The 26,888-nt window shown below is 73.6% G+C and carries 23 protein-coding genes and 1 pseudogene; 17 read left to right on the top strand and 7 right to left on the bottom strand.

The window, feature by feature from the left end; all coding sequences use genetic code 11:
• Positions 1–29 precede the first annotated feature (29 nt).
• Complete coding sequence (locus tag ACI791_RS11505; protein ID WP_456586189.1) at positions 30–1,358, top strand: hemolysin family protein; 1,329 nt, start codon at positions 30–32, stop codon at positions 1,356–1,358.
• Positions 1,359–1,418: 60 nt separating this feature from the next.
• Here the strand turns inward: ACI791_RS11505 and galE are convergent, their stop codons facing one another.
• A complete protein-coding gene (galE, locus tag ACI791_RS11500; RefSeq protein ID WP_456586188.1) occupies positions 1,419–2,375 on the bottom strand; it encodes a UDP-glucose 4-epimerase GalE in 957 nt (318 codons plus the stop codon).
• Between the two features lie 23 nt (positions 2,376–2,398).
• On the opposite strand from galE, the gene hisC reads away from it, so the two are divergent.
• From hisC to ACI791_RS11480, 4 genes are all read left to right on the top strand, one after another.
• Positions 2,399–3,526 carry a histidinol-phosphate transaminase gene (gene hisC, locus ACI791_RS11495; protein ID WP_456586187.1) on the top strand — a complete coding sequence of 376 codons (1,128 nt, stop codon included), beginning with the start codon at positions 2,399–2,401 and terminating at the stop codon, positions 3,524–3,526.
• 82 nt (positions 3,527–3,608) lie between these two features.
• Positions 3,609–4,631 (top strand): tryptophan--tRNA ligase, encoded by a 1,023-nt coding sequence (trpS, locus tag ACI791_RS11490; RefSeq protein WP_456586186.1) that lies wholly within the window; start codon positions 3,609–3,611, stop codon positions 4,629–4,631.
• Entirely contained in the window at positions 4,628–5,194 is a 567-nt protein-coding gene (locus ACI791_RS11485) for a 2'-5' RNA ligase family protein (protein ID WP_456586185.1), read from the top strand. The genes trpS and ACI791_RS11485 overlap by 4 nt, the downstream gene beginning before the upstream one ends.
• A 37-nt stretch (positions 5,195–5,231) precedes the next feature.
• Positions 5,232–6,221 carry a YihY/virulence factor BrkB family protein gene (locus tag ACI791_RS11480; RefSeq protein WP_456586184.1) on the top strand — a complete coding sequence of 330 codons (990 nt, stop codon included), beginning with the start codon at positions 5,232–5,234 and terminating at the stop codon, positions 6,219–6,221.
• On the opposite strand, the gene ACI791_RS11475 is transcribed toward ACI791_RS11480, so the two are convergent.
• Positions 6,115–7,419, bottom strand: coding sequence for a D-alanyl-D-alanine carboxypeptidase family protein (locus tag ACI791_RS11475; RefSeq protein WP_456586183.1), 1,305 nt, complete (start codon positions 7,417–7,419; stop codon positions 6,115–6,117). The genes ACI791_RS11480 and ACI791_RS11475 overlap by 107 nt on opposite strands.
• Before the next feature lie 252 nt (positions 7,420–7,671).
• Here ACI791_RS11475 and ACI791_RS11470 point away from each other — a divergent pair, with 252 nt between their 5' ends.
• The 11 genes from ACI791_RS11470 (at position 7,672) to ACI791_RS11420 (ending at position 20,012) form a co-directional block, all read left to right on the top strand.
• Positions 7,672–8,733: a BMP family lipoprotein gene (locus ACI791_RS11470; protein WP_456586182.1), complete on the top strand. Its 1,062-nt coding sequence runs from the start codon at positions 7,672–7,674 to the stop codon at positions 8,731–8,733.
• A gap of 265 nt (positions 8,734–8,998) precedes the next feature.
• Complete coding sequence (locus tag ACI791_RS11465) at positions 8,999–10,588, top strand: ABC transporter ATP-binding protein (RefSeq protein ID WP_456586181.1); 1,590 nt, start codon at positions 8,999–9,001, stop codon at positions 10,586–10,588.
• Positions 10,585–11,772, top strand: coding sequence for an ABC transporter permease (locus ACI791_RS11460; protein ID WP_456586180.1), 1,188 nt, complete (start codon positions 10,585–10,587; stop codon positions 11,770–11,772). The genes ACI791_RS11465 and ACI791_RS11460 overlap by 4 nt, the downstream gene beginning before the upstream one ends.
• A complete protein-coding gene (locus ACI791_RS11455; RefSeq protein WP_456586179.1) occupies positions 11,769–13,049 on the top strand; it encodes an ABC transporter permease in 1,281 nt (426 codons plus the stop codon). The genes ACI791_RS11460 and ACI791_RS11455 overlap by 4 nt, the downstream gene beginning before the upstream one ends.
• Positions 13,049–13,462: a cytidine deaminase gene (locus ACI791_RS11450; RefSeq protein WP_456586178.1), complete on the top strand. Its 414-nt coding sequence runs from the start codon at positions 13,049–13,051 to the stop codon at positions 13,460–13,462. Before ACI791_RS11455 ends, ACI791_RS11450 begins: the two co-directional genes overlap by 1 nt.
• Positions 13,462–14,745 carry a thymidine phosphorylase gene (locus ACI791_RS11445; RefSeq protein WP_456586177.1) on the top strand — a complete coding sequence of 428 codons (1,284 nt, stop codon included), beginning with the start codon at positions 13,462–13,464 and terminating at the stop codon, positions 14,743–14,745. Before ACI791_RS11450 ends, ACI791_RS11445 begins: the two co-directional genes overlap by 1 nt.
• Positions 14,746–14,761: 16 nt before the next feature.
• On the top strand, positions 14,762–15,661 hold the full coding sequence (locus tag ACI791_RS11440; protein ID WP_456586176.1) for an ABC transporter ATP-binding protein: 900 nt from the start codon (positions 14,762–14,764) through the stop codon (positions 15,659–15,661).
• Positions 15,658–16,479: an ABC transporter permease gene (locus tag ACI791_RS11435; protein WP_456586175.1), complete on the top strand. Its 822-nt coding sequence runs from the start codon at positions 15,658–15,660 to the stop codon at positions 16,477–16,479. Before ACI791_RS11440 ends, ACI791_RS11435 begins: the two co-directional genes overlap by 4 nt.
• 22 nt (positions 16,480–16,501) lie before the next feature.
• Positions 16,502–17,575: an adenosine deaminase gene (locus ACI791_RS11430; RefSeq protein ID WP_456586174.1), complete on the top strand. Its 1,074-nt coding sequence runs from the start codon at positions 16,502–16,504 to the stop codon at positions 17,573–17,575.
• Between the two features lie 3 nt (positions 17,576–17,578).
• Entirely contained in the window at positions 17,579–18,265 is a 687-nt protein-coding gene (locus ACI791_RS11425) for an MgtC/SapB family protein (RefSeq protein ID WP_456586173.1), read from the top strand.
• 247 nt (positions 18,266–18,512) lie between these two features.
• Positions 18,513–20,012 carry a DEAD/DEAH box helicase gene (locus ACI791_RS11420; protein WP_456586172.1) on the top strand — a complete coding sequence of 500 codons (1,500 nt, stop codon included), beginning with the start codon at positions 18,513–18,515 and terminating at the stop codon, positions 20,010–20,012.
• Between the two features lie 81 nt (positions 20,013–20,093).
• Here ACI791_RS11420 and ACI791_RS11415 read toward each other — a convergent pair whose 3' ends face one another.
• The 5 genes from ACI791_RS11415 to deoC all read right to left on the bottom strand — a co-directional run bounded on the left by ACI791_RS11415 (position 20,094) and on the right by deoC (position 26,404).
• Entirely contained in the window at positions 20,094–21,488 is a 1,395-nt protein-coding gene (locus ACI791_RS11415) for a hypothetical protein (RefSeq protein ID WP_456586171.1), read from the bottom strand.
• A gap of 65 nt (positions 21,489–21,553) precedes the next feature.
• The gene (lpdA, locus tag ACI791_RS11410) at positions 21,554–22,960 is read right to left on the bottom strand and encodes a dihydrolipoyl dehydrogenase (RefSeq protein ID WP_456586170.1); all 1,407 of its coding nucleotides are present in this window, start codon (positions 22,958–22,960) and stop codon (positions 21,554–21,556) included.
• A 131-nt stretch (positions 22,961–23,091) separates the two neighbouring features.
• A complete protein-coding gene (locus ACI791_RS11405; protein WP_456586169.1) occupies positions 23,092–23,961 on the bottom strand; it encodes an aldehyde dehydrogenase family protein in 870 nt (289 codons plus the stop codon).
• Positions 23,958–25,403 (bottom strand): aldehyde dehydrogenase family protein, encoded by a 1,446-nt coding sequence (locus ACI791_RS11400; protein WP_456586168.1) that lies wholly within the window; start codon positions 25,401–25,403, stop codon positions 23,958–23,960. The genes ACI791_RS11405 and ACI791_RS11400 overlap by 4 nt, the downstream gene beginning before the upstream one ends.
• Positions 25,404–25,408: 5 nt before the next feature.
• Positions 25,409–26,404 carry a deoxyribose-phosphate aldolase gene (gene deoC, locus ACI791_RS11395; protein WP_456586167.1) on the bottom strand — a complete coding sequence of 332 codons (996 nt, stop codon included), beginning with the start codon at positions 26,402–26,404 and terminating at the stop codon, positions 25,409–25,411.
• A 277-nt stretch (positions 26,405–26,681) separates the two neighbouring features.
• Here deoC and ACI791_RS11390 point away from each other — a divergent pair.
• Positions 26,682–26,888 (top strand): annotated as a pseudogene (locus ACI791_RS11390) (hypothetical protein); the annotation flags it as partial.

Here is a 26,888-nt window from a genome sequence, read left to right as displayed (position 1 = left end):
ACCCAACCCCCCCGAGGAGCACGCCGCCGGTGAGCGACGTCTGGCTCAGCATCGTCATGGTCGTCGCCTTCATCATGCTCGGCGGCGTCTTCGCCGGAGCGGAGATCGCCCTGGTCTCGCTGCGCGAGTCGCAGGTCCGGGCCATGGCCGAGCAGGGTGGCCGCCGCGGTCAGGCGGTGCAGAAGCTGCTCAAGGACCCGAACCAGTTCCTGGCCGCCGTGCAGGTGGGCGTCACCCTGGCCGGCTTCTTCTCGGCCGCCTTCGGTGCCAGCACCCTGTCCGCCCCGCTGGCCGACTGGATGCAGGGCCGCGGCGTGAGCGAGGGCCTGGCCGGCACGCTCGCGCTGGTGCTGGTCACCATCGCGATCAGCTACGTCTCGCTGGTCGTCGGCGAGCTGACGCCCAAGCGGCTGGCCCTGCAGCGCGCCGAGGGCTTCGCGCTCATCGTCGCCGCGCCGCTCAACCTGATCGCGAAGCTCTCCCGCCCGGTCATCTGGCTGCTGTCGAAGTCCACGAACGGCCTCGTGCGGCTGGTCGGCGGTGACCCGAAGGCCAGCGGCGAGTCGATCAGCCAGGAGGAGCTGCGCGACCTGGTGGCGGCGCACGAGTCGCTGAGCAGCGACGAGCGGCGGCTGATCGACGAGGTCTTCCGCGCCGGCGAGCGCGAGGTGCGGGAGGTCATGACGCCGCGGACCGAGGTGCAGTTCCTCGACGCGTCGATGACCGCCAGCCGCGCCGCCAAGCACGTCGCCGAGTCGAACTGGTCGCGGTTCCCCGTGGTCGGCCGAGACCAGGACGACGTCGTCGGCTTCGTGCACGTCCGCGACCTGTTCCTGCCCAGCCACCCGGCGGGGCGGGCCGCGACCGTCGGCGACCTGGCCCGCGAGGTCACCCGGCTGCCCGGCACCGCCGCCGTCCTCACCGTCCTCAGCGAGATGCGCCGGGAGAACCAGCACCTGGCCATCGTCGTGGACGAGTACGGCGGCACCGACGGCATCGTCACCCTCGAGGACCTCATCGAGGAGGTCATCGGGGAGATCTACGACGAGTACGACGCCGAGGTCGCCCCGGAGGACCGCCAGTCCCCCGGCGCCCCGCGCGAGGTCGACGGCCTGCTCAACCTCGACGACTTCACCGAGGCCACCGGCCTGGAGCTGCCCGAGGGGCCGTACGAGACGGTGGCCGGCTACGTGCTGGCCGAGCTCGGCCGGCTGCCGGAGGTCGGCGACTCCATCGAGGTCGAGGGCCGCACGGTGTCGGTGCTGGAGCTCGACGGACGGCGGATCGCCCGCCTGCTCGTCGGCCCCCCGCCCCCGGCGGAGGCTCCCGACGGCGAGCCGGACGGCGTCGCCGGTTGACGGCCCCTCTGCAGGGGCCCGCCGCGAGGGTGCGAGCGGTGGGGGCAGAGGGGTGCTCTCTCAGCGGCGGGACCGCGCGACCTCCCAGGCGTCCCGGACGATGTCGACCAGGTCGGTGTGCTTCGGCGCCCAGCCCAGGTCGGCGCGGATCCGGTCGCTGGAGGCGACCAGCTGGGCGGGGTCGCCGGCCCGGCGCTCGCCGACGGTGACCGGGATCGGGTGCCCGGTCACCTCGCGGGCGGCCTCGACGACCTCCTGCACGGAGAAGCCGGTGCCGTTGCCCAGGTTGTAGGTCCGGTGCTCCCCGGCGGCCGGTGCGGGTAGGGCCAGCAGGTGGGCGTCGGAGAGGTCCTCGACGTGGACGTAGTCGCGGATGCAGGTGCCGTCGGGGGTCGGGTAGTCCTCGCCGTAGACGGTGAGCGAGCCCCGCTGCCCGGCCGCCACCTGGAGGGCGATCGGGATGAGGTGGGTCTCGGTGGCGTGCCGCTCGCCCAGCCCGTAGGCGGCGCCCGCGACGTTGAAGTACCGCAGGCTCACCGCGGCGAAGCCGTGCGCGACGGCGTACGAGGTGAGCATGTGGTCGACGGCGAGCTTGGAGGCGCCGTAGGTGTTGGTCGGCCGGGTGGGCGCGTCCTCGCGGATCGGCACCTGGTCGGGCTCGCCGTAGGTGGCGGCGGTGGAGGAGAACACGATCCGGCGGCAGTCCGCGGCGCGCATCGCCTCGAGGAGGGCCAACGAGCCGCCGACGTTGGTGTGCCAGTAGTCCTCGGGCTGCTGCTGGGAGACGCCGACCAGCGACCTGGCCGCGAAGTGCAGCACCGCCTCCGGCCGGAACTCGGCCAGCACGGGCGCCGAGTCGTGCAGCGAGACCTCGGCGAGCGTGGCGCCGGCGGGCACGGCGTCCGCGTGACCGGTCGAGAGGTCGTCGAGGACGGTGACCTCGTGACCGTCGGCCAGCAGGGCTGCCGTCACTACGCTGCCGATGTAGCCGGCTCCGCCGGCGACGAGTACGCGCATGGGCCCACCCTATGAGGAGGGTCGTGGAGGTGGAGGATCTCGTGGTCAGTGCCCGACCGGCGGTGCAGTCGCTCCCGGCCTACAAGCCCGGCCGCAACCCGGCGGACCTCGCCCGGGAGATCGGCGTCGAGCGGGCGGTGAAGCTGGCCAGCAACGAGGTCGCGTTCCCGCCGCTGCCGGCCGTCGTCGAGGCGGTGACCGCGGCGGTCACCGAGACCAACCGCTACCCCGACAACGGCGCCGTCGTCCTCACCGGGGCCCTGGCGCAGCGGTACGACGTCGACCCGGCGCAGGTGGCGGTCGGCTGCGGTGCGGTGGCGATCTGCCAGGAGCTGGCCCAGGCCTACAACGACCCGGGCACGGCGGTGGCCTTCGCGTGGCGCTCGTTCGAGATGTACCCGCTGCTGGCCCGGGTGGCCGGTGCGCGCGCGATCCAGGTGCCGCTGACCCCCGGCCGGCCCGGGGGGCCCGCCGACACCCATGACCTGGACGCCATCGCCGCCGCGATCGACGACACGACCCGCCTGGTGTTCGTCTGCAACCCGAACAACCCCACGGGTACGGCGGTCCGCCGGGCGGAGCTGGAGCGGTTCCTCGACGCGGTGCCCGCGGAGACGCTCGTCGTGCTGGACGAGGCCTACCGGGAGTTCGTCACCGACCCCGAGGTCCCCGACGGCGTCGAGCTGATGCGTGGGCGGCCGAACGTCGCGGTCCTCCGCACCTTCTCGAAGGCATGGGGGTTGGCCGGGCTGCGGGTCGGTTACCTGCTGGCCGAGGACCCGTCGGTCGCCGAGGCGGTGCGCCGGACGCACCTGCCGTTCAGCGTGGGCCTGGTCGCGCAGGCGGCCGGGGTGGCGGCGCTGGCCAGCGAGGACGAGGTCCGTGCCCGGTGCGCCGCCGTCGTCACCGAGCGGGAGCGGCTGACCGGCGAGCTGCGCGCGCGGGGCCTCGAGGTCGCCGGGAGCCAGGCCAACTTCGTGTGGCTGCCGGTGGGGGAGCGGGCGCTCGGGCTGGCGGCCGCGTTGGAGGCCCGCGCGGTGATCACCCGGCCGTTCGCCGGCGAGGGCATCCGGGTCACGGTCGGCACTCCCGAGGAGGACGACGTGTTCCTCGGTGCGCTCGACGACGCGCTCGCCGCGACGCCGTCCTGACCTGCGTCGACCGGGCCCCCCGATCGGTCGGTGACGCAGCGGACGGGGGAGGTCGGAACGGAGGCCCCTCCCGGCTGGTTTGATGGCCGACGTGGCTCTTCCCCGAGTACTGTCCGGCATCCAGCCGACGGCGGACTCCTTCCACCTCGGCAACTTCCTGGGTGCGCTGCGGCAGTGGGTCGCCCTCCAGGACGACCACGAGGCCTTCTACTGCGTCGTCGACCTGCACGCGATCACCGTCGAGCAGGACCCCGCGGTGCTTCGCCGTCGCACCCTGGTGTCGGCCGCGCAGCTGATCGCCATCGGCGTCGACCCGGGCCGCAGCGCGCTGTTCGTGCAGAGCCACGTTCCCGAGCACGCCCAGCTGGGCTGGGTGCTGCAGTGCCTCACCGGGTTCGGCGAGGCCAGCCGCATGACGCAGTTCAAGGACAAGAGCCAGCGGCAGGGCACCGGCGGTACCAGCGTCGGCCTGTTCACCTACCCGGTGCTCCAGGCGGCCGACATCCTGCTCTACCAGGCCGACCGGGTGCCGGTCGGCGAGGACCAGCGCCAGCACCTGGAGCTGACCCGGGACCTGGCGACCCGGGTCAACGGCCGGTTCGGCCCCACCTTCACGCTGCCGCAGCCCTTCATCGTCCAGGGGACGGCGAAGGTGCTGGACCTGCAGTCGCCGGACAAGAAGATGAGCAAGAGCCTTCCGCCGGCCGGCTGCATCAACCTGCTCGACGACCCGAAGGTCACCGCCAAGAAGATCCGCTCGGCGGTCACCGACACCGGCCGCGAGGTCGTGGCCGACCCGGTCGGGAAGCCCGGCGTCACCAACCTGCTCACCATCCACTCGGCGTTCTCCGGGAAGAGCACCGCGGAGCTGGAGCAGCACTTCGCCGGACGCGGCTACGGCGACCTGAAGAAGGAGCTCGCCGAGGTCGTCACCGAGGCGCTGGCGCCGATCCAGCAGCGCACCCACGAGCTGCTGGCCGACACCGCCGAGCTGGAGCGGGTGCTGGCCGCCGGGGCCGCGCGGGCCCGGGAGGTGGCCGCCCCCACGCTGGAGGCCGTCTACCAGCGGATCGGTTTCCTGCCACCGGCGGGGCCCCGCCCGTGAACGACGACACCTTCGTGGGCCGGCTGCCGACGCCGCCCGAGACCGCGGTGCTGGGCGTCATCGTCCCGGTGCCCGAGCCCTGGGCGACGCTGCTGGTCGACTGGCGAACCAAGGTGGGCGACCCGCAGGCGGCGCTGGTGCCCCCGCACGTCACGCTGCTGCCGCCCACCGAGGTGCCGGTCGCCTCGCGCGACGCCATCGCCGAGCACCTGGCCGCGGTCGCCGCCGAGCACCCGCCGTTCGACATGCACCTGGCCGGCACGGGCACGTTCATGCCGGTCACCGACGTCGTCTTCGTGACCGTCGCGCGCGGCATCGGCAACTGCGAGATGCTGGCCAACGACCTCCGGCAGGGGCCGCTGGCCCGGTCGCTGTCCTTTCCGTACCACCCGCACGTCACCGTGGCCCACGACGTGCCGGCCGACATGCTCGAGCTGGCGTACAGCGGGCTCCAGGAGCTGTCGGCCGAGTTCCGGGTGGAGCACTTCACCGAGTTCGAGCAGGTCGTCGGCGGCGGCTGGGCGCTCGCCCGCGAGTACCCCCTCACCGGTCCCGGGCGCTGAGAGCGCGCCGCGGGAGCCGATCGCCCAGACTCGGGCGGTGAGTTCCGCGAGCTCCGGGAACGCCCCGGCCGGGAAGGGCTGGCCGGCCCGGACCTGGGACCGCATCGAGGGCACGGTCGACGCCGCGCGCCGGCGGTCCCGGCGGTTCGACCACCTCGCCCGCGCCGGCGGCCGCTACCGCCGGACGCAGGGCGACCTCATGGCCGCCGGGGTCACGTACTTCGCCTTCCTGGGGCTGTTCCCCGTGCTGCTCCTGGTCGCCTCGGTGATCGGCCTGGTGCTGGCCGGTGACGAGCTGCTCCAGCGCGAGCTCTACGACGCCATCCGGGATGCGTTCCCCGGCAGCACCGGCCGGGAGATCGTCGACGACCTGCGGAGCGCCGTCGGCTCGGCCGAGGTGGTCGGCGTCATCGGGCTGGTGGGCTTCCTCTACGCCGGGCTGCGGGCGATGGACAAGCTCCGCATCGGCATGGAGCGCATCTGGAAGGGGCACGCCGACGAGCCGGAGTTCCTCAGGGACAACGTCCAGGACGTCGTGGCGCTGTTCCTCCTCGGTGTCGTCGGGCTGCTCAGCCTGGGGCTGACCGGGGTGGCCACGTGGGCGACGTCCTGGTTCCTGGAGGTGCTCGGGCTCGACGGTGCGCCGGGTCTGTCCGTGCTCGCCACCGTGGCCGGCCTGGCGCTGGCGTTCCTCGGTGACACCGTCGTCTTCCTGTGGCTGCTGAAGGTGGTGCCCTCGACGCCGCACCCGCTGCGGCGGCTGCTCCCCGGCGCGCTGTTCGGCGCCGTCGGGTTCGAGGTGATGAAGCTGATCGGCAACCTCTACCTCTCGCTGATCTCCGGCAGCGTCACCGCGTCGGCCTTCGGCGGCGCCGTCGGCATCCTGGTGTGGATCAACATCGTCTTCCGGTTCGCCTTCTTCACCGCAGCCTGGACCGCCAGCTCCCCGGCGCTGGAGGGCGCCGCCCCGGCGCCGGTACCGGAGCAGTCCGACCTGCCCGACGACGAGCGCGCCCCGTCGCGCTGACCGCGGCGAGCGCGGCGAGCGCCACCGCGGCCAGCGCGACCGCCGTCCACGGCCGGCCCACGCCGTCGGCCACCGGGGAGCCGCTCGCCGGTGCGGCCGCCGTGCCCGGGGGCACGGTCGGCGGAGCGGTGCGGGTGGCCGTCGTCGACGCCACGAGGTCGGCGGGGCGGACCAGCCGGCCGACGCCGGCGCTGGTCGTCGGGACGGCGAAGCCCCAGTCGAGCAGCCGGGCGGCCTGGTCGGCCGCCCGCAGCGGGACGTTCTCGGTGTCGAGCACGCTGACCACCACCCGGCGGCCGTCGCGCTCGGCGGCGGTGACGAACGCATGCCGGGCGGCGTCGGTGAACCCGGTCTTGCCGCCGAGGTTGCCCGGGTAGCCGGTCAGCAGCGGGTTCTGGTTCTGGATCTGGAAGCCGGGGAAGCGGCCGTCGACGGCCGGCATGTCGGCCGTCGGGGTGCGCAGGATGTCGGCGGCGACGGGGTCCTCGACCAGGGCGCGGAAGACGAGGGCCAGGTCGTAGGGCGACGTCGACTGGCCGGCGACGTCCAGCCCCGACGGGCTGCCGGCGACGGTGTCGAAGGCGCCGAGCTCCGCGGCGGTCCGGTTCATGAGGGCCAGGGTCGCCGCCCTCCCGCCGGCTGCACGGGCGAGCGCGGACGCCGCGTCGTTGCCCGACTGCAGCATCAGCGCGGTGAACAGCAGCGGGACGGGGTAGCGCCCGCCGGCGACCAGGCCTACCCGGCTGCCCTCGACCTCCTCGTCCTCGACCGATCCCTCCACGACGAGCGCCGGGTCGAGCCGGGGCAGCAGCGCCAGCAGGGTCAGGGTCTTGAGGGTGCTCGCCGGGTAGTAGCGCCCGTGCGGGTCCCGCGCACCCAGCACCGCCCCGGTTCCGGCGTCGGCGACCAGCCAGCCGGAGGCGGTGATGCCGTCGGGTAGCGGGGGAGCGTCGGGGGTGGCGACGACGCCGCGCGTGCGCAGCCGCTCCCCGCCCACGGTCGAGCCGTCGGGGGCGCTGCCCCGGGGCGGCAGGCCCGTGCGGGGCGACGTGGGCGTCGGCGCGGCCGAGTCGGCCGTCGGCCGCGACGACGAGGTCCCGGCCCCGGGTGCGGCCTGCGCCGGGACGACGGGGGAGGGGAGGCCGACCACGAGCGCCGCCGCGAGAGCGACGGACGCAGTCCGCCACCGTCGTCCCATGTGGCCCGAGGTTATGCGCCGGTGACGGGGACCACTGCCCCGGGAGGTCCGGCGCCCGATGGAATCAGGGTTCGCAACGATCGGGTCTCAGTCCGGACCAGAGGTTGGAGGCCTCTCGGTGGCCGGGATTAGCGTCCGGGGACGTGCTCCTCCGGAAGGCCGCCCGAGGCGACCGCCGCGGCACGCGCAATCCCACCCCGGGAGGCCCCCCGCCACGGCGCAGGGATCTCCCCACCAGCAAAGGAGATCGTCTTGCGCCGAGCGCGGATGACGAAGGTCGCGGCGCTGCTGCTGGCCGGCGGCCTGGCCCTCGCGGGTTGTGCCAGCGACGAGGACAGCAGCGCGGGCGGCGCCAGCGGCGGCGGCGAGGGCGACCTCAAGGTCGGTGTCGCCTACGACACCGGCGGTCGTGGCGACAAGTCCTTCAACGACTCGGCGATCGCCGGTGTCGAGGCCGCCGTCAAGGACCTGGGTGGCAGCGTCGAGGATGACATCCAGGAGCTCTCGCCGAACGAGGACGGGTCCGACCGCGCCGAGCTGCTCACCCAGCTCGCCGAGAACGGCTTCAACCCGGTGATCGCGGTCGGCTTCGCCTACGGCGACATCATCGGCGACATCGCCGCCGACTACCCCGAGACCCAGTTCGCCATCGTCGACACCTCGGTCGCCGACATGGGCGTGGACAACCTCACCGGTCTGATCTTCGCCGAGGAGGAGGGCAGCTTCCTCGCCGGCGTCGCCGCCGCGTCGAAGAGCGCCACCGGCCACATCGGCTTCATCGGTGGCCAGCAGAGCCCGCTGATCGAGAAGTTCGAGGCGGGTTACACGGCCGGTGCCAAGGCCGTCAACCCCGACATCATCGTCGACACCCAGTACCTGTCCCCGGCCGGTGACCCGTCGGGCTTCGGTGACCCCGAGGGCGGCAAGGTCGCGGCGCAGGGGATGTTCCAGAACGGCGCGGACATCGTGTTCCACGCCGCGGGTGGCTCCGGCGAGGGTGTCTTCGAGGCGGCCGTCGAGGCCGGTCAGCGCGCCATCGGCGTCGACTCCGACCAGTACGCGAGCGCCTCGCCCGAGCAGCAGGCCGTCATCATGACGTCGATGCTCAAGCGGGTCGACAACGCGGTGGAGGCCTACATCAAGGACTTCGCCGAGGGGAACATCGACGGCGGCGTCGACATCCTCAACGACCTGTCCACCGGCGGTGTCGGCCTGTCCACCTCGGGCGGCTTCATCGACGACATCCAGGACGTCATCGAGGACTACCGCCAGCAGATCATCGACGGTGACATCGAGGTACCGACCACCCCGTGATCGGTGCGGGTCCGCCTCCGGGCGGGCCCGCGTCCACGGATCGGTCCACGGCGGGCCCGGGCACGCGCGCCCGGGCCCGCCGTCGTGGTCCGGGGCGGGGTCCGGTGGCTCGGGAAGGTGCGGGATCATGCCCCTGCCGGTCGGGGTGGGCGGTCCCACCGCCCTCGGTAGGACCCCGGTGCGGACGGAGGGATCCCGTCCCCGCCGGTGCAGACGAGTGGACGTGCGTCGCGTACCCGCGGCGACACCGCGAGAGAGAGGCCCCATGGCCGCAGCAGGAGCGGCCGGCGGAACCCCGCCGGCCGGCGACGGACCGGGCTCCGGCGCCCCCTACGCCGTGGAGCTGCGCGGGATCACCAAGCGCTTCCCCGGCGTGGTCGCCAACCGTGACATCGAGCTGCGGGTCCGCCGCGGTGAGGTGCACGCCATCGTGGGCGAGAACGGCGCCGGCAAGTCGACGCTGATGAAGACGCTGTACGGGATGCACCGGCCCGACGAGGGCACGATCCTGCTCGACGGCCGCGAGGTCTCGCTGCGCAGCCCGGCCGACGCCATCGCCGCGGGCATCGGCATGGTGCACCAGCACTTCATGCTGGCCGACAACTTCACCGTCCTCGAGAACGTCGTCCTGGGCAGCGAGCCGACGAAGGGCGGCCGGCTGGACCGGGCCGAGGCTCGCCGCCGCATCCGCGACATCTCCGACCGGTACGCCCTCGACCTCGACCCCGACGTGCTCGTCGAGGAGCTCGGGGTGGGCGACCGGCAGCGGGTCGAGATCGCGAAGGTGCTGTACCGCGGCGCGACGACCCTCATCCTCGACGAGCCCACCGCCGTCCTGGTGCCGCAGGAGGTCGACGAGCTCTTCGGCAACCTCGGCGAGCTCAAGCGCGAGGGCCTCACCGTCATCTTCATCTCGCACAAGCTCGACGAGGTGCGCAAGGTGGCCGACTCGATCACCGTCATCCGACGGGGCACCACGGTCGGCACCGCCGACCCGAGGACCACCACCGCCCACCAGCTCGCCGAGCTCATGGTCGGCTCGGAGCTGCCCTCGCCGGGCGCCCGGACGTCCACGGTGCGTGAGACCCCCGTCCTCCAGTTGCGCGGCGTCACCGTCACCACGCCGGGAGCCCGCCGGCCGGCCGTCGACGACGTCGCGCTCACCGTCCACGAGGGCGAGGTCGTCGGCATCGCCGGCGTCGAGGGGAACGGCCAGGCAGAACTCGTCGACGCGATCATGGGCCTGCGGTCGCCGGCCGGAGGCGCGGTCGTCCTCGCCGGTCAGGACGTCACGGGCTGGAGCACCCGGGCCCGCCGCGAGGCCGGGGTGGGATTCATCCCCGAGGACCGGCACCGCCAGGGCATGCTGCTCGACGCCCCGCTGTGGGAGAACCGGATCCTCGGCCACCAGACCCGGCCGCCGGCGGTCAAGGGACCCTTCATCGACCGCAAGGCCGCCCGCTCGGACACCCAGCGGATCATGCGCGACTACGACGTCCGGGCGCCGGGGCCGGACACGCTGGCCGTCGCCCTCTCCGGCGGCAACCAGCAGAAGCTGATCATCGGGCGGGAGATGAGCTCCGCTCCCCGGCTCCTGGTCGCCGCGCACCCCACCCGGGGTGTCGACGTCGGCGCGCAGTCCTCGATCTGGGAGCTGCTCAAGGACGCCCGCGCGGAGGGGATGGGAATCCTGTTGATCTCCGCCGACCTGGACGAGCTGATCGGCCTGTCCGACACGCTGCACGTGATGCTCCGGGGTCGGCTGGTCGCCACGCTCGATCCGACGGCGCTGACCCCGGAGGAGCTCGGCGGTCACATGACCGGGGCCTCCGGCGGCTCGGTGGGCGCCGCGTGACCGCGATCCGCCGGATCGGCGCGTCCCTGCTCGCGCCGGCCCTCGCCGTGGTCGTCGCGATCGTCATCACGACGCTGGTCATCCTCGCGATCGGGCAGCACCCGGGCACCGCGCTGCAGGTGCTCTTCGACTTCGGCGACAGCCCGTCGCAGCAGACGCAGGCGATCGTCGTGATCCTCAACCGGGCGGTGCCGCTGTTCCTCGCGGGGCTGGCCGTCTCGGTCGCCTTCCGCATGGGCCTGTTCAACATCGGCGTCGAGGGCCAGTACCGGATGGCGACGGTCATCGCTGCCGGCGCCGGTGCGGCCGTGGTCCTCCCCGCCCCCCTGCACCTGCTGCTCATCATGGTCGTCGCCATGGCGGTCGGCGCCTTCTGGGCCGGGATCGTCGCCGTCCTCAAGGTGACCCGGGGCGTGAGCGAGGTGATCAGCTCGATCATGCTCAACTTCATCGCCCTGGGCACAGCGTCCTACCTGCTCACCGGGCCGCTGCGGGGCAGCGAGGCGGGCGCGGCGATCATCACCACAGCGGACCTCCCGGAGTCGGGCCGCTTCCCGGCGCTCAACGGGGTGTTCGACGTCCTCGGCCTGGCCCAGCCGCGCACCCAGCTGTACGGCTTCCTGCTCGTGGCGGTCGTCGTGGGCGTCGTCGTCTCGGTGCTGATCAGGCGCACCCGGTTCGGCTTCGACCTACGCGCGACCGGGCTCTCGCCGTCGGCGGCGACGGCGAGCGGGATCGATGCCCGGGCCATGGTCATCAAGACGATGCTCATCTCCGGCGCGATCGCCGGCCTCATCGGCCTGCCCGACCTGCTGGGGCGGACCTACCACTTCGGCACCGAGTTCACCGCCGGCCTGGGCTTCCTCGGCATCGCGGTGGCGCTGCTCGGCCGCAACAACCCGCTGGGCATCGCGTTCGCCGCGCTGCTGTTCGCCTTCCTCGACCGGGCCGCGGTGCCGCTGCAGTTCGCCGACATCCCTGCCTCGGTCGTCACGATCATCCAGGGCACGATCGTGCTCTCGGTGGTCGTCGCCAACGAGGTCGCCCGCCAGCTCACCCGCCGGCGGGCCGGGCGGGACAGCGGCCAGGGCGACACCGGCACCGCCGCCGGCGGCACCTCCGCCGGTCCCGAGGGTCCGATCGGCACCCGCATCACCGACGACCGCCAGGGAGCCGGAGCATGAGCACCGCGACGACCGCACCCGGCACCGCTTCCGGCCGCGGTCCGCTCACCGAGCTCTTCCTCGGCGGCGGCCGGGCGCGCCGCTTCGCCTGGCTGTTCGTCGGCCTGGTGCTGCTCATGTCGTTGGTCCGCATCGTCTCCGGTCAGCAGGCGCTCACCTCGTCGTCGACCTTCGCGGCGGCGCTGCTGCTGGCGGTGCCGATCGGCCTGGCCGCGCTCGGCGGGCTGTTCGCCGAGCGGGCGGGCGTGGTCAACATCGGCCTCGAGGGCATGATGATCCTCGGCACCTGGGGCGCCGGCTGGGCCGGCTACCAGTGGGGCTGGGGCGCCGCGATCATCGGCGGCGCGGTCTTCGGCGCGTTGGGCGGGCTGCTGCACGCGGTCGCCACCGTCACCTTCGGCGTCGACCACGTCGTCTCCGGCGTCGCGATCAACATCCTCGCCGAGGGCGTCGTGCGGTTCCTGTCCGAGCTGCTCTACGCCGGCGGGGCGGAGGGCGGTGGCGTCACCCAGTCGCCGGCGCTGGCCAGCCGGCCGCCGAACTTCTCGCTCCCGGTGCTCTCCTCGGGACCGGACCTGCTGGGCGACATCGAGGGCGCCAGCATCTTCCTCGTCTCCGACGTCGCCGGGCTGCTCCGCGGCCTCACCAGCGGCGTCGGGGTGCTCACCCTGATCGCCGTGCTGCTGGTGCCGGCCAGCTACCTGCTGCTGTGGCGCACCGCGTTCGGCCTCCGGCTGCGCTCGTGCGGTGAGAACCCGGCGGCGGCCGACTCCCTCGGCGTCCCGGTCCACCGGCTCAAGTACCTCGCGGTGATCATCTCCGGGGCGCTGGCCGGGCTGGGCGGCGTCGCCCTGGTGTTCGTGGCCAACATCTACCGCGAGGGGCAGACCGGTGGCCGCGGCTTCATCGGCCTGGCGGCGCTGATCTTCGGCAACTGGCGTCCCGGTGGCCTGGCGGCCGGCGCGGGCCTGTTCGGCTACGCCGACGGCCTGCAGCTGCGCAGCCGGGGCGCGGTGGTCGCGCTGCTGCTGCTCATCGCGATCCTGCTGCTGGCCGTCGCGTTCTACCAGGCCGGCCGGCGCCGGCTCCTCCAGGCGGTGCTCGCCGTGGTGTTCGCGGCCGCCAGCCTGGTGGCCTTCCTGACCATCGAGGAGCTGCCCGAGGGCATCGTCTCGTTCACCCCGCACCTGATCACGCTGCTGGTGCTCTCCCTGGCCGCCCAGCGGCTGCGGATGCCCAAGGCGGACGGACTCGTGTACCGACGAGGAGAACACTGATGCAGCCGGACTGGAACGCGCTGCGGGCCGCGGCCCGCGAGGCGATGAGCCACGCGTACGCGCCGTACTCGAAGTTCCCGGTCGGCGTCGCCGGGCTGGTGGACGACGGCCGCGTGGTCACCGGCTGCAACGTCGAGAACGCCTCGTACGGGCTGGGCCTGTGCGCCGAGTGCGGAATGGTCAGCGACCTCGCCCGCACCGGCGGCGGGCGGTTGGTCGCGGTGGCCTGCGTCGGCGGGGACGGGCAGCCGCTCATGCCGTGCGGCCGCTGCCGGCAGCTGCTGTGGGAGCACGGCGGCGCGGACATGCTCATCGAGACGGTGTCGCTCGGGATCGTGCCGATGCGCGAGGTGCTGCCCGACGCGTTCGGCCCCGAGGACCTGGTCGCCGCCGCCGAGCGGGGGCAGGGCTGATGCCCTTCGACGCGATCGACGTGATCCGCGCCAAGCGGGACGGCGTCGAGCTCTCGGCCGAGCAGATCCACTGGGTGGTCGACGCCTACACGCGGGGTGCGGTGCCCGACGAGCAGATGAGCGCACTGCTCATGGCCGTGTTCTTCCGCGGCATGGCCGCCGGGGAGCTCGCCGCCTGGACCCAGGCGATGATCGACTCCGGCGAGCGCAAGGACCTCTCCGCCCTGGGCCGACCGACCGCCGACAAACACTCCACCGGCGGCGTCGGCGACAAGATCACCCTGCCGCTGGCGCCGCTCGTGGCGGCCTGCGGCGTCGCCGTGCCGCAGCTGTCCGGCCGGGGCCTCGGGCACACCGGCGGCACGCTGGACAAGCTCGAGGCGATCCCCGGGTGGCGGGCCGACGTCCACGAGGAGGCGTACCTGGCGCAGCTGCGCGACGTCGGCGCGGTCATCTGCGCGGCCGGTCACGACCTGGCGCCGGCCGACAAGCTGCTCTACGCGCTGCGCGACGTGACGGGCACCGTCGAGTCGATCCCGCTGATCGCCAGCTCGATCATGAGCAAGAAGATCGCCGAGGGCGCGGACGCCCTGGTCCTCGACGTCAAGACCGGATCGGGCGCGTTCATGAAGGACGCCGAGGCCTCCCGCGAGCTGGCCCGGACGATGGTCGGCCTGGGCGAGGCGGCCGGCGTCCGCACCGTCGCCCTGGTGACGGCGATGGACCGGCCGCTGGGCCGGTCCGCGGGCAACGCCGTCGAGGTCGCCGAGTCGGTCGACGTGCTCGCCGGCGGCGGCCCGGCCGATGTCGTGGAGCTCACCCTCGCCCTGGCCCGCGAGATGCTCGCCGGCGCCGGGCGGGACGACGTCGACCCCGCCGAGGCGCTGCGCGACGGCCGCGCCATGGACGTCTGGCGGCGGATGATCGCCGCGCAGGGCGGCGACCCCGACGCCCCGCTGCCGCGCCCGGCCGAGACCCACGTGGTGACCGCGCCCGCCACCGGCACGCTGACTCGCCTGGACGCCTACGCGCTCGGCGTCGCCGCCTGGCGGCTGGGCGCCGGCCGGGCCCGCAAGGAGGACCCGGTGCAGGCCGCGGCCGGCGTCGTATGGACCGCCGGGGTGGGGGAGCGGGTGACCGCCGGCCAGCCGCTGCTGGAGCTGCAGACCCACGACGCCGACCGGATCCCGCGGGCGCTCGAGGCGCTGGAGGAGGCGATCGGCGTCGACACCGCCGACGAGCCGCTCCCGCTGGTCCTCGACCGCATCACCGCAGGGTCGTAGGGGACACTGGTCTGTCGTGACCCGAACGACGGTGACCGCGGCGCCCCCGCAGCAGCTCACCTCCCCGCTCGACCCCGACGCCGCGATCTCCATCCGCGGCCTGGTCAAGCGGTACGGCGACCGCGCGGCCGTCGACGGCCTGGACCTCGACATCCGTCGCGGGGAGATCTTCGCGCTGCTCGGCCCCAACGGCGCGGGGAAGACCACGACCGTCGAGATCTGCGAGGGCTACCGCGACCGGGACGGCGGTGCGGTCCGCGTGCTCGGGGTCGACCCGGCGCGGGGCGGGCGCCGCTGGAAGGCCGAGCTCGGCATCGTGCTGCAGTCCGGTGCGGGGGACAGCCAGCTCTCGGTCCGCGAGCTGCTGACCGCGCAGGCGTCCTACTACGCCGACCCCCGCGACCCCGACGAGGTGCTCGAGCTGGTCGGCCTCACCGACAAGGCCGGCGCCCGCGGCCGCACCCTGTCGGGTGGGCAGCGCCGCCGGCTCGACGTCGCGCTGGGCATCGTCGGCCGGCCCCGGCTGCTCTTCCTCGACGAGCCCACCACCGGGTTCGACCCCGAGGCGCGCCGCCAGTTCTGGGCGCTGATCCGCTCGCTGCGCGAGCTCGGCACCACCATGCTGCTGACCACCCACTACCTCGACGAGGCCGAGGAGCTGGCCGACCGGGTCGGCGTCATCGCCCACGGGCAGCTCGCCGAGGTCGCCGTTCCGACCGCCCTCGGTGGCCGCGGCAGCGCGCCCGCCGTCGTCAGCTGGACCGAGGACGGCGCCCGGCGCACTGCCGAGACCGCGACACCGACGGCGTTCGTCGCCGCGCTCGCCGCGCGCTTCCCGGGCGAGGTGCCCGACCTCGCGGTCAACCGGCCGACCCTCGAGGACGTCTACCTGAAGATGATCGGGGACCGCTCGTGACCACCGCCGCGCCGGAACGCACCGCGCTGCCGTCGGTCGGCCGGGTCTGCCGCACCCGCGCCGGGGTGGAGCTCAAGGAGTTCTTCCGCCAGCGCGAGTCGGTCGTGTTCACCCTGCTGTTCCCGGTGATCCTGCTGCTGGGCCTCGGCGCGGTGCTCGACTACGACCTCGGCTCCGGCGTCGACTTCCCGCAGTACTTCATGGCCGGGGTGATCACCGCCGGCATCGTCGGGGCGAGCCTGCAGAACATGGCGATCCACATCGCCGGCGAACGGTCCGACGGCACCCTGAAGGCTCTGGCCGGCAGCCCCATGCCGAAGACCGCCTACTTCGTCGGCAAGGTCGCGCAGGTCGTCGCCGTCACACTGGCGACGATCGTGGTCCTGCTGCTCGTCGGCGTCCTCGTCTTCGGCATCGACCTGCCGTCCGGGGGCGACTGGCTGACCTTCGCGTGGGTCACCGTGCTCGGCGCGGCGGCCTGCACGCTCCTGGGCATCGCCGTCTCCTCGCTCGCCCGCAACGCCCGGTCGGCGTCGGCGACGGTGACCCCGATCGCCCTGGTGCTCGAGTTCGTCTCCGGCGTCTTCATGCCCTTCGACCAGGTGCCCGGCTGGCTGCAGGACGTCGCCTCGGTCTTCCCGGTGAAGTGGCTGGCGCAGGGCCTGCGCTCGGTCTTCCTGCCGGACTCCCTGGCCGCGCGCGAGCAGGCCGGGTCGTGGGAGCTGGGCACCGTCGCGATCGTGCTCGGCCTCTGGTGCGTCGTCGGCCTGCTGCTGTGCGTCGCCACCTTCCGCTGGCAGGAGGGCGAGGGGCGCTGAGGCCGCCGGGTAACTTTTTCAGGTGTCCTCCCCGCTGAACGACGAGAACGTCCGCCGCGCGCCGAAGGTCCTGCTGCACGACCACCTGGACGGCGGGCTCCGGCCGCGGACGGTGCTGGAGCTGGCCGACCGGGGCGGGTACCGCGGGCTCCCCGCGTCGGACGCCGACACCCTGGGCCGCTGGTTCCGGGAGGCGGCCGACTCCGGCTCGCTGGTCCAGTACCTGGAGACGTTCGCGCACACCGTCGCCGTCATGCAGACCCCCGACGCCGTGGCGCGGGTGGCCCGTGAGTGCGCGCTCGACCTCGCCGCCGACGGCGTGGTCTACGCCGAGGTGCGCATGGCGCCCGAGCTGCTCACAACCGGGATGCCGATGGAGGCGGCCGTCGAGGCGATGCTCGACGGCTACGCGCAGGGCAGCCGGGAGGCCGCCGCAGCGGGCACCCCGATCCGGGTCGGCACGCTGCTGTGCGCCATGCGGCAGAACGACCGCTGGGGGGAGGTCGCGCGGCTCGTCGTCCGCTACCGGGACGCCGGCGTCGTCGGCTTCGACCTCGCCGGCCCGGAGGACGGCTTCCCGCCGGACCGCATCCCGGCCGCGCTCGCGCTGCTCGACCGTGCGGGCGCCCACCGCACCGTCCACGCCGGGGAGGCCGCCGGCATCGACAGCATCGTCGCCGCCCTCGACGGCGCCCGTGCCGAGCGGCTCGGCCACGGAGTGCGCATCGCCGACGAGGTGGGCGGGGACGGCACCCTGGGCCCGGTCGCGCAGCGGGTGCGCGACGAGCAGGTGACCCTGGAGGTCGCGCCGTCGTCCAACGTGCAGACCGGCGCCTACCCGTCGCTGGCCGCGCACCCGGTGGACCGGCTGCACCGGCTCGGCTTCGCCGTCACCCTCAACACCGACAACCGGCTGATGAGCGGGGTATCGGTGAGCAGCGAGATCGCGGGAGTGGCGACGACGTTCGGCTGGACGTGGGACGACGTGCGGACGGTGACCGAGCGGGCCCTGGCCGGCGCGTTCCTGCCCGCCGAGGAGCGCGAGCGGCTGCTCGACGACGTCGTCCGGCCCGGCTACGCGGCACTGCTGGGCTGACCGGTGTCGGAGCTCGCCGGTCCGACCGGGCAGACCTGGGCCCTGGTGGGCGACCTCGGGGTCGCGTTCGTGCTGTCGGCGCTCATCGGCTTCGAGCGGGAGCTCCGCCACAAGGCGGCGGGGCTGCGGACCCTCACCGTCGTCGGCTTCGCCGCGGCGCTGTTCATGGTCATCAGCCAGGCGCAGTTCGGTGACTCCCGGGTGGCCGCGCAGGTCGTCTCCGGGCTGGGCTTCATCGGGGGCGGGCTGATCTTCGTCCGCCGCGACGCGGTCCGCGGGCTGACGACGGCGGCGATCGTCTGGCTGACCGCCGCCGTGGGGATGGCGGCGGGGGCGGGCCTGTGGCTCCTCGCCGTCGTCGCGACGGCCGCGCACTTCGTCGTCTCCTACGGCTTCACCCCGCTCGCCCGCCGGCTGTCCGGCCGGGCCACCCGGGTGCACTCGCTGACGCTCACCTACCGGGACGGCGAGGGCGTGCTCCGCCGGGCGCTGGCCGAGTGCACGCAGCGCGGGTTCACCGTCCGCGACCTGCGCACGGCCGCCGACGACGGCGGCACCGCCGTGCGGCAGGCGACCGTGCGGCTCTCGGTGGAGGGCACCGGGCCGGTGACGGCGCTGGCGGCGTGGCTGGCCGACCTCGACGGCGTGCTGTCGGTCAGCGCCGGCGACGCCGACGAGGAGCCCTACTGACACCGCCGACGTGGCCCCCGTCACCCTCGGTCGCGGGAACAGCGTCGCGATCTTCGCTGCTACCGTAGGCGTACCGGCACAAGGCCGGTCATCCTCCCGGACGGTTTGTCCGGGCACGAGCGCATCCGTGCAGATCACGCGTTCCACACCTGGGCGCAGACGATCGCCAAGTGAGGACGCCGGTACGTGACGGCGCTCTCCCTCTCTCACGGGACGCGCTCCGAGCAGTATCGGAGCCCCACCCCGCATGACTGTGGTCCACCCTGTCTCGTTCGAGTCGAACACGACTGGTCAGAACACCCCCGAGAACGTTGTCGAGAACACCGCCGCGGTCGCCGCGGCGGAGCACGCCGTCGAGGCCCCGACGGGTCCGACCTTCCACCAGCTGGGCCTGCCCCAGCCGCTGGTGACCGCGCTCGAGCGGCGCGGCATCCACCGCCCCTTCGCCATCCAGACCTCCGCCCTGCCGGACGCCCTCGCGGGGCGCGACGTGCTCGGCAAGGCCGCCACGGGGTCGGGCAAGACGCTGGCCTTCGGCCTGCCCCTGCTCGCCCGCATCGGCGCCGACGCCAAGCAGGGCCGCCGCGCCCCGCGTGGCCTGGTGCTCGTCCCGACCCGCGAGCTGGCGCAGCAGGTGCACGACGCGCTGGCCCCGCTCGGCCAGGCCATGGGCCTCCAGCTCGCCACGGTCTACGGCGGCGCGCCCATGTACCGGCAGATCCAGCAGCTGCGCCGCGGCGTCGACGTCGTCATCGCCACCCCCGGCCGGCTGCAGGACCTGATCAGCCAGGGCGAGTGCACCCTGGCCGAGGTGGTCGTGACCGTGCTGGACGAGGCTGACTTCATGGCCGACCTGGGCTTCCTCCCGGTCGTCAAGGAGCTGCTCGACCAGACCGACCGCAACGCCCAGCGGCTGCTGTTCTCGGCCACCCTGGACGGTGAGGTGGACAGCCTGGTCCGCCGCTACCTCAAGGACCCGGCCCGGCACGAGGTCAAGCGGGCCGGCGACGACGCCCCGCCAGCCGAGCACCTGGCCTTCAGCCTCGCCTTCCGCGACAAGCTGCAGGTGGCCACCGAGCTCGCCGGCCGTCCCGGCCGCACGATCATCTTCGCCCGCACCCAGCTGGGCGTGGACCGGCTCGCCGAGAACCTCAAGGCCGCCGGGATCAAGGCCGAGGCCATCCACGGCGGGCTGCCCCAGGCGGCGCGCAAGCGTGCGCTGGAGGAGTTCACCGACGCCCGCTCGCCGGTCCTCGTCGCCACCGACGTCGCCGCCCGCGGCATCCACGTCGACGACGTCTCGCTGGTCCTGCACTACGACCCGCCGACGGACGCCAAGACCTACCTGCACCGCTCGGGCCGCACCGCCCGCGCCGGGGCAGCGGGTGTCGTCGTCTCGCTGCTGCTGCCCGACCAGGTCGGTCAGGCCAAGCGCCGGTTCCGCACCGCCAAGGTCGACCCGCCCCTCGACCGGACCCGTCCGGGCGACCAGCCGATCCTGGACCTGGTCGCCTCCGGCATCCCGGTGGAGCCCAAGGAGCGCACCCAGCGCGACATGCGTCGCGGCGGCGGTGGCCCCGGCGGCCGTCCGCGCCGTGACGGCGACCGCCCCGGCGGTTCCCGCGGCGGCCCGCGCCGGTCCTACGGCGACCGCAACCGCTCCGGCGGCGGCGAGCGCTCCGGCCGACCCGGGGGTGAGCGCCGGTTCGCCGGTGAGCGCTCGGGGCGTCCTCCGCGCCAGGGCTGAGCACCCGCACCACCTACGACGACGGCGGCCCGTCCCGGATCTCTCCGGGGCGGGCCGCCGTCGTCGTCGGGGGAGGGACCGTCAGTCGCGGAAGACCAGAGCGCCGCTGACCGAGGTGACGATCTCGTCCCAGGCCGGGCGCAGCTGCGCCGCGTCCGGGGCGGTGAGCGCGGTGTCGGGCTGCCGGTCGGCGCGGGCGACGGCCCGGCCCAGCGGCGCCGTCGGCGCGAGCAGCTCGTCGACCCGCGACAGGCCGGCGTACTCGGCGAGGTCGCGCACGCCCTCGACCGGCTGCACCAGGGCCCGGTGGGGCACCAGCCCGGCGGCGCCGTCGGCCACCTCCGCGAGGACCTCGGAGAGCTCGGTCAGGTCGTAGCGGTCCTGCTCCGCGGGCAGTGGCAGGGTGTCGGTGTCGGCGACCTCGGGCCACGAGGCGATCTCGCTGAGGTCGTGCCGCTCGTTGCCCGCGCAGAAGCGCGCCAGGTCGGCCGGAGTGTCGAACACGAAGACCTCGCCGTCGCGGCCCAGGAAGCGGGCAACGTCCTCCACGTAGCAGCGCAGGGTCACCCCGGCGCCCTCCGGGACGACGACCTCGACCGGGAGGATGCCGACGGCCTCCCAGAACTCGGCGGCGGCGGCGACCGCGGCGGGGGAGGCGGTGACCCGACTGCCGCGTGCGATGGTGCGCACGCCGCCTCCGCGCGCCACCGACGCGGCGGTCGCCCCGGTGGCTGCGGCGTCGGGGGCCCGGTTCGGAACGGCGGGGGCGTCGTCGTCCTCGTCCTCGTCGTCCTCCTCGGGGAAGGTGCGGCCGGCGTCCTGCTCGGCGGCCTCGGAGGCCGAGGGGTACTCCTCCACCGTGGCGGTGCCGCCGCCGGTCCAGTCGAGGTGGTCGGAGAGCTCCTCGACGACGTCCTCCCACAACTCGTCGAAGACGCTGCCGACGCCGATCCACGCGTCCTCGCCGGAGCGCCCGACGAACGCCTCCACCCCCAGCCCCAGAGAGCCGATCTCCGGCTTGGCGGCGAACTCGGCGACGGCCTCGAACTGCTCCTCGTCGTCGTCCTCGTCGGTGGTGTCCAGGCACTCGGCCAGGCGGCTGACCATGTCGACGGTCGCCGCCAGCTCCTCCACGGCCCACCGGTCGGGGTTCTCGGCGGCGATGTCGTACACGCCGTCGAAGTCGTACCGGTGGTCCTCGTCGGGGGTCAGGTCGGGGGCGCCCAGCCCGGCGACGACCGGCCACACCGGGTGGTCGGCCAGGTCGTGGTCGGTGCTGGTGCGGCAGAAAGCGGCGAGCTTCGCCGGCGTCGGGAAGAGGTGCACCATGGCACGCCCGCCCACCGCGTCGCCCTCGGTGGTGCCGAGGAACGCCTGCCACTCCTCGCCGTCCTCCTCCCACGGCGGAGCCCACAGGGTGTACCCCGTGCGGTCGTCGAGGGTCAGTGCGATGGGGACGATGCTGGGCCTGGCCACCCGACCATCCTGCCCTGTCGGGCGAGCGGCGCATCTCCGGGTGGCGGGGGATCCGCCCGGGCCGGTCAGAGGTTGATCATGTGGCCGGCCAGGCCGTGGATCGCCTCCTGCAGACCCTCGCTCAGCGTGGGGTGGGCGTGCACGTTGCGGGCGAGCTCGGTCGCCGTGAGGTCCCACTTCTGCGCGAGGGTGAGCTCGGGCAGCAGCTCGGTGACCTCGGGCCCGACGAGGTGGCCGCCGAGCAGCTCGCCGTGGGTCTCGTCGGCGATCAGCTTGACGAAGCCGCCGGGCTCGGCCAGGCCCTGGGCCTTGCCGTTGGCGGTGAAGGGGAACTGGGAGACCTTGATCTTCCAGCCCTTCTGGTCGGCCAGCTCGCGGGCCTGCGCCTCGGTGTAGCCGAAGCTGGCGACCTGCGGCGAGCAGAACGTGGCCCGCGGCATCATCACGTAGTCCAGCTCCATGGTCTCCGCGCCGGCGATCGTCTCGGCGGCGACGACGCCCTGGGCCTCGGCCACGTGCGCGAGCATCAGCTTGGCGGTGACGTCGCCGATCGCGTACACGTGCGGCACGTTGGTGCGCATGCGGTCGTCGATGGCGATCGCGCGGACGCGGTCGGTCAGCTCGACGCCCAGCTTCTCCAGGCCGTAGCCCTCGACGCGGGGGACGAAGCCGATGGCCTGCATGACCTTGTCCGCGTGCAGCTCGCGGGTGCCCTTGGCGTCGGAGACGGTGACCGTGACCTGGTCGCCGGAGTCGTCGATCCGCTCGACCTTGGTGGAGGTGAGCACCTCGACGCCGAGCTTGCGGTAGGCCTTGGCGAGCTCCTTGGAGACGGCGGCGTCCTCCAGCGGCAGCACCCGGTCGGCGAACTCGACGATGGTGACCTGCACGCCGTAGTTGCGCAGCACGAAGGCGAATTCGACGCCGATGGCGCCGGCTCCGGCGATGATGATGTTCTTCGGCAGCTCGCGGCTGAGGATCTGCTCCTCGTAGGTGACCACGCGCTCCGACAGCTTCGTGCCCGGCAGGAACCGGGTGTGCGCCCCGGTCGCGATGATCACGTTGTCGAAGGTGACCGTCTCCTCGCCACCGGCGTTGAGGCCGACCCGCAGGGTGTGCGGGTCGGTGAAGGTGCCCCAGCCGTCGAACTCGGTGATCTTGTTCTTCTTCATCAGGAAGTGCACGCCCTTGACGCGGCCGTCGGCGACGGTGCGGCTGCGGTCGAAGGCGGCGCCGAAGTCGAAGGAGACGTCCCCGGAGATGCCGAAGGTCTTCGCCTCGTCGCGCACCAGGTGGGCGAGCTCCGCGTTGCGCAGCAGCGCCTTCGACGGGATGCAGCCCACGTTCAGGCAGACCCCGCCCCAGTACTGCGACTCCACCACGGCCACGCTCTTGCCCAGCTGCGCGGCGCGGATCGCGGCCACGTACCCACCGGGCCCGGCTCCGAGGACGACGACGTCGAAATGCGGCACGGTTCGAGCCTAGACCGGTGCCGGAACGCGACGCCGCCCCCCGCAGCGGCTCCTCCTGGCACCCCGATGCCAGGAGGAGGAACCCGTCCCCGCACCGTTCGCAGGCTCACGGCGAGCCTCCGGACGGCGCCTCACACGCCCATCGGATGCCAGACCGTCTTGGTCTCGAGGAACGGGGTCATGCGCGACAGGCCGGGGTCGGCGGTCCAGTCGGGCTCGGTGGTCGGCGGGCGGACGACGCGCTTGAGGGTCCCGGCGGCCTCCCGCTCGAACTCCATGGCCCGCCCGGCGGGGGCGCCGGTGAGATCGATGCCGTCGACGTCGGCGTGCTCGGCCAGCCACGGGCCCAGCTCCTCGGCGTCGCCGGTGAGCAGGTTGGCCACGCCCCCGGGGACATCGCTGGTCGCCAGCACCTCACCGAGGGTGACGGCCGGGATCGGCCGCTGCGCGGAGGTGACGACGACGGCGGTGTTCCCCGTGGCCAGGACCGGGGCCAGCACGCTGACCAGGCCCAGCAGGCTCGACTGCTGCGGGGCCAGGACGGCGACGACGCCGGAGGGCTCGGGCAGCGAGAAGTCGAAGTACGGCCCGGCGACCGGGTTGGCGCTGCCCAGGACGGCGGCCAGCTTGTCGGTCCAGCCGGCGTACCAGACCCAGCGGTCGATGGCGGCGTCGACGGCGGCCCGTGCCTTGGCCGCCGACAGGCCCTCGGCGGCGGCGACCTCCTCGCAGAACTGGACGTGCCGGCCCTCCATCACCTCGGCCACCCGGTAGAGCACCTGGCCACGGTTGTAGGCGGTGGCGCCGGACCACCTGCCGAAGGCAGCGCGGGCGGCGACGACGGCGTCCCGGGCGTCCTTGCGGGAGGCGCGGGCGACGTTGGCGAGGAAGTGGCCCCGGGCGTCGGTCACCTCGTAGGTGCGGCCGCTCTCCGAGCGCGGGAAGGCGCCGCCCACGTAGAGCTTGTAGGTCTTGCGCACGGCGAGACGGTCGGAGCTCACTGGTCGTTCCCCTTCACGTAGGCCGCCAGGCCGTGCCGGCCGCCCTCACGCCCGTAGCCGGACTGCTTGTAGCCGCCGAACGGCGACGTCGGGTCGAACTTGTTGAACGTGTTGGCCCACACCACCCCGGCGCGCAGCTGGTCGGCGATCTTCAGGATCCGGGAGCCCTTCTCGCTCCAGATGCCGGCCGACAGCCCGTACGTGCTGTTGTTCGCCTTGGCGACGGCCTCGTCCGGGGTGCGGAAGGTGAGGACGCTCAGGACCGGGCCGAAGACCTCGTCGCGGGCGATGCGGTGCGCGGGGGAGACGTCGGTGAAGACGGTCGGCGGGAACCAGTAGCCCTTGGCCGGCAGCTCGCCCGGTGGCTGCCAGCGCTGGGCGCCCTCGGCCTCGCCGATGTCGCACAGCTCCCGGATGCGGGCCAGCTGCTGGTGCGAGTTGATCGCGCCGATGTCGGTGTTCTTGTCCAGCGGGTCGCCGACGCGCAGGGTGCCGATCCGCCGCTGGAGGCTGGCGATGACCTCGTCGTGGATCGACTCCTGCACCAGCAGCCGGGAGCCCGCGCAGCAGACGTGCCCCTGGTTGGAGAAGATGCCCTGCACGATGCCCTCGACGGCCTGGTCGATGGGGGCGTCGTCGAAGACGATGTTCGCCGCCTTGCCGCCGAGCTCGAGCGTCAGCAACTTGGCTGTGCCGGCGACGGCGCGGGCGATCGAGCGGCCCACCTCGGTGGAGCCGGTGAAGGCCACCTTGTCGACGTCGGGGTGCTCGACGACCGCCCGGCCGGTGTCGCCCGCGCCGGGAACGATGTTGACCACGCCCGGCGGGAGGTCGGCCTGGCGGCAGATCTCGGCGAACAGCAGCGCGGTGAGCGGGGTGGTCTCGGCGGGCTTGAGGACGACGGTGTTGCCGGTGGCCAGCGCGGGGGCGACCTTCCACGCCAGCATGAGCAGTGGGAAGTTCCACGGGATGACCTGACCGGCCACGCCGAGTGGGCGGGGGTTCGGCCCGAGGCCCGCGTGCTCGAGCTTGTCGGCCCAGCCCGCGTGGTAGAAGAAGTGCGCCGCGGCGAGGGGCACGTCGATGTCGCGGGACTCCCGGATGGGCTTGCCGTTGTCCAGTGACTCCAGCACGGCGAACTCGCGGGCGCGCTCCTGCAGCAGGCGGGCGATGCGGAACAGGTACTTGCCGCGGTCAGCGGGGCGCATCGGCCCCCACACGCGGGTGAAGGCCCGGCGGGCGGCGGCCACGGCGCGGTCGACGTCGGCGGCGGTGCCGGTGGCGACCTCGCTGAGCACCTCCTCGGTGGCCGGGTTCACCGTCTCGAGCGGGTCGCCGGAGCCGTCGACGAACTCCCCGTCGACGAACAGTCCGTAGGAGGGGGCGATGCTGACGATCGACCGCGACTCGGGGGCAGGGGCGTACTCGAAAACGCTGGTCATCGCTGTCAGTCCACCGTGACGTGGTCGGGGCCGGAGTAGTGGCCGGTGCGCAGCTTCTGCCGCTGGACGAGGAGGTCGTTGAGCAGACCGGAGGCGCCGAAGCGGAACCGGTCGGGGTGCAGCCAGTCGGGGCCGACGGTCTCGTTGATCAGCACGAGATGCCTGATGGCGTCCTTCGTCGTCCGGATGCCGCCTGCGGGCTTGAAGCCGACCTGGCGGCCGGTCGCGGCGCGGAAGTCGCGGACCGCCTCCAGCATGACGAGCGACACCGGCAGGGTGGCGGCGGGGCTGACCTTGCCGGTGGACGTCTTGATGAAGTCGCCGCCGGCGAGCATGGCGATCCAGCTGGCCCGGCGGACGTTGTCGAGGGTGACCAGCTCGCCGGTCTCGAGGATGACCTTGAGGTGCACGTCGCCGCAGGCCTCCTTCACCGCGACGATCTCGTCGTAGACGTCGAGGTAGCGGCCGGTGAGGAAGGCGCCCCGGTCGATGACCATGTCGATCTCGTCGGCGCCGTTGGCCACCGCGTCGCGGACGTCGGCGATCTTCACCGCGCGGGAGGCCCGTCCGCTCGGGAAGGCGGTGGCGACGGCGGCGACGTGGACGCCGGTGCCCTCCAGTGCCTCCCGCGCGACGCCGGCGAGGTCGCCGTAGACGCAGACGGCGGCGACCCTCGGGGTGGTCGGGTCGGTCGGGTCCGGCTGCTTGGCCTTGGCGGCCAGGCTGCGCACCTTGCCGGGGGTGTCGGCGCCCTCGAGTGTCGTGAGGTCGACCATCGAGATGGCGGTGTCGATCGCCCAGGCCTTCGACGTCGTCTTGATCGACCGGGTGCCCAGGGTCGCGACGCGCACCTCGGCGCCGACCTGGTCGACTCCCGGGAGGCCGTGGAGGAAGGCGCGGAACGCCGAGTCCGAGCGCGTGACGTCGTCGTAGGGAGGCGTCGGCGCGGACAGCGCCCGGGCGTCGTCCGACAGCGCGCCGGGATCGAGCACATGGGTCATGCCGCCATTCTCCTCTGCGACGGCCCGGAACCCGACCCCGCTCACCCGCTGGGAACACGCCGTGGTCGACGTCTCGCGACGATGTCCTGCGGAAGGGCATACCGGGCGGTCGGATGTCCGCCCGAGGGACACCGTCCGGATGCGGCGCCGCGCCGCCCGCCGACGACGTCCGGCGCTCCTGCGCGCTGCGGTGGAGCCAGGTCGCGGCTCTGTGGACCGGTCTCTTCACCTGGGGATTCGGACTGTGCGGGCGGCGGGCGGGCGATATTCTTCGTACATGCGTTCGACGGGTGGGTCCGAGGTGCTGAGCCGGTTGGCGGCCGCGCTGGACGACCTGGCCGCCGAGGAGCTGGCGGGCCGGTTCGGCCCGGAGTTGCTGGACCGGCTCGGTGGCCTGTTGACCGCGTCGAACCGGCTGGCCGCGCAGGTGGCGCGCACGGTGTGGGAGTGCGAGGTCACCCAGGCCGCCGAGCACGACGGGCTG

This window comes from Blastococcus sp. SYSU DS0973 (assembly GCF_054051055.1).
This window is presented reverse-complemented; position numbering and strand designations above follow the sequence as displayed.

What these genes read in the sequence shown, in the direction of transcription:
- galE (WP_456586188.1), bottom strand. Translation starts at nt 2,375, where the DNA reads ATGCGCGTACTCGTCGCCGGCGGAGCCGGCTACATCGGCAGCGTAGTG.
- trpS (WP_456586186.1), top strand. Translation starts at nt 3,609, where the DNA reads ATGGCCGACGTGGCTCTTCCCCGAGTACTGTCCGGCATCCAGCCGACG.
- ACI791_RS11475 (WP_456586183.1), bottom strand. Translation starts at nt 7,419, where the DNA reads ATGGGACGACGGTGGCGGACTGCGTCCGTCGCTCTCGCGGCGGCGCTC.
- ACI791_RS11465 (WP_456586181.1), top strand. Translation starts at nt 8,999, where the DNA reads ATGGCCGCAGCAGGAGCGGCCGGCGGAACCCCGCCGGCCGGCGACGGA.
- ACI791_RS11455 (WP_456586179.1), top strand. Translation starts at nt 11,769, where the DNA reads ATGAGCACCGCGACGACCGCACCCGGCACCGCTTCCGGCCGCGGTCCG.
- ACI791_RS11450 (WP_456586178.1), top strand. Translation starts at nt 13,049, where the DNA reads ATGCAGCCGGACTGGAACGCGCTGCGGGCCGCGGCCCGCGAGGCGATG.
- ACI791_RS11445 (WP_456586177.1), top strand. Translation starts at nt 13,462, where the DNA reads ATGCCCTTCGACGCGATCGACGTGATCCGCGCCAAGCGGGACGGCGTC.
- ACI791_RS11420 (WP_456586172.1), top strand. Translation starts at nt 18,513, where the DNA reads ATGACTGTGGTCCACCCTGTCTCGTTCGAGTCGAACACGACTGGTCAG.
- ACI791_RS11400 (WP_456586168.1), bottom strand. Translation starts at nt 25,403, where the DNA reads ATGACCAGCGTTTTCGAGTACGCCCCTGCCCCCGAGTCGCGGTCGATC.
- deoC (WP_456586167.1), bottom strand. Translation starts at nt 26,404, where the DNA reads ATGACCCATGTGCTCGATCCCGGCGCGCTGTCGGACGACGCCCGGGCG.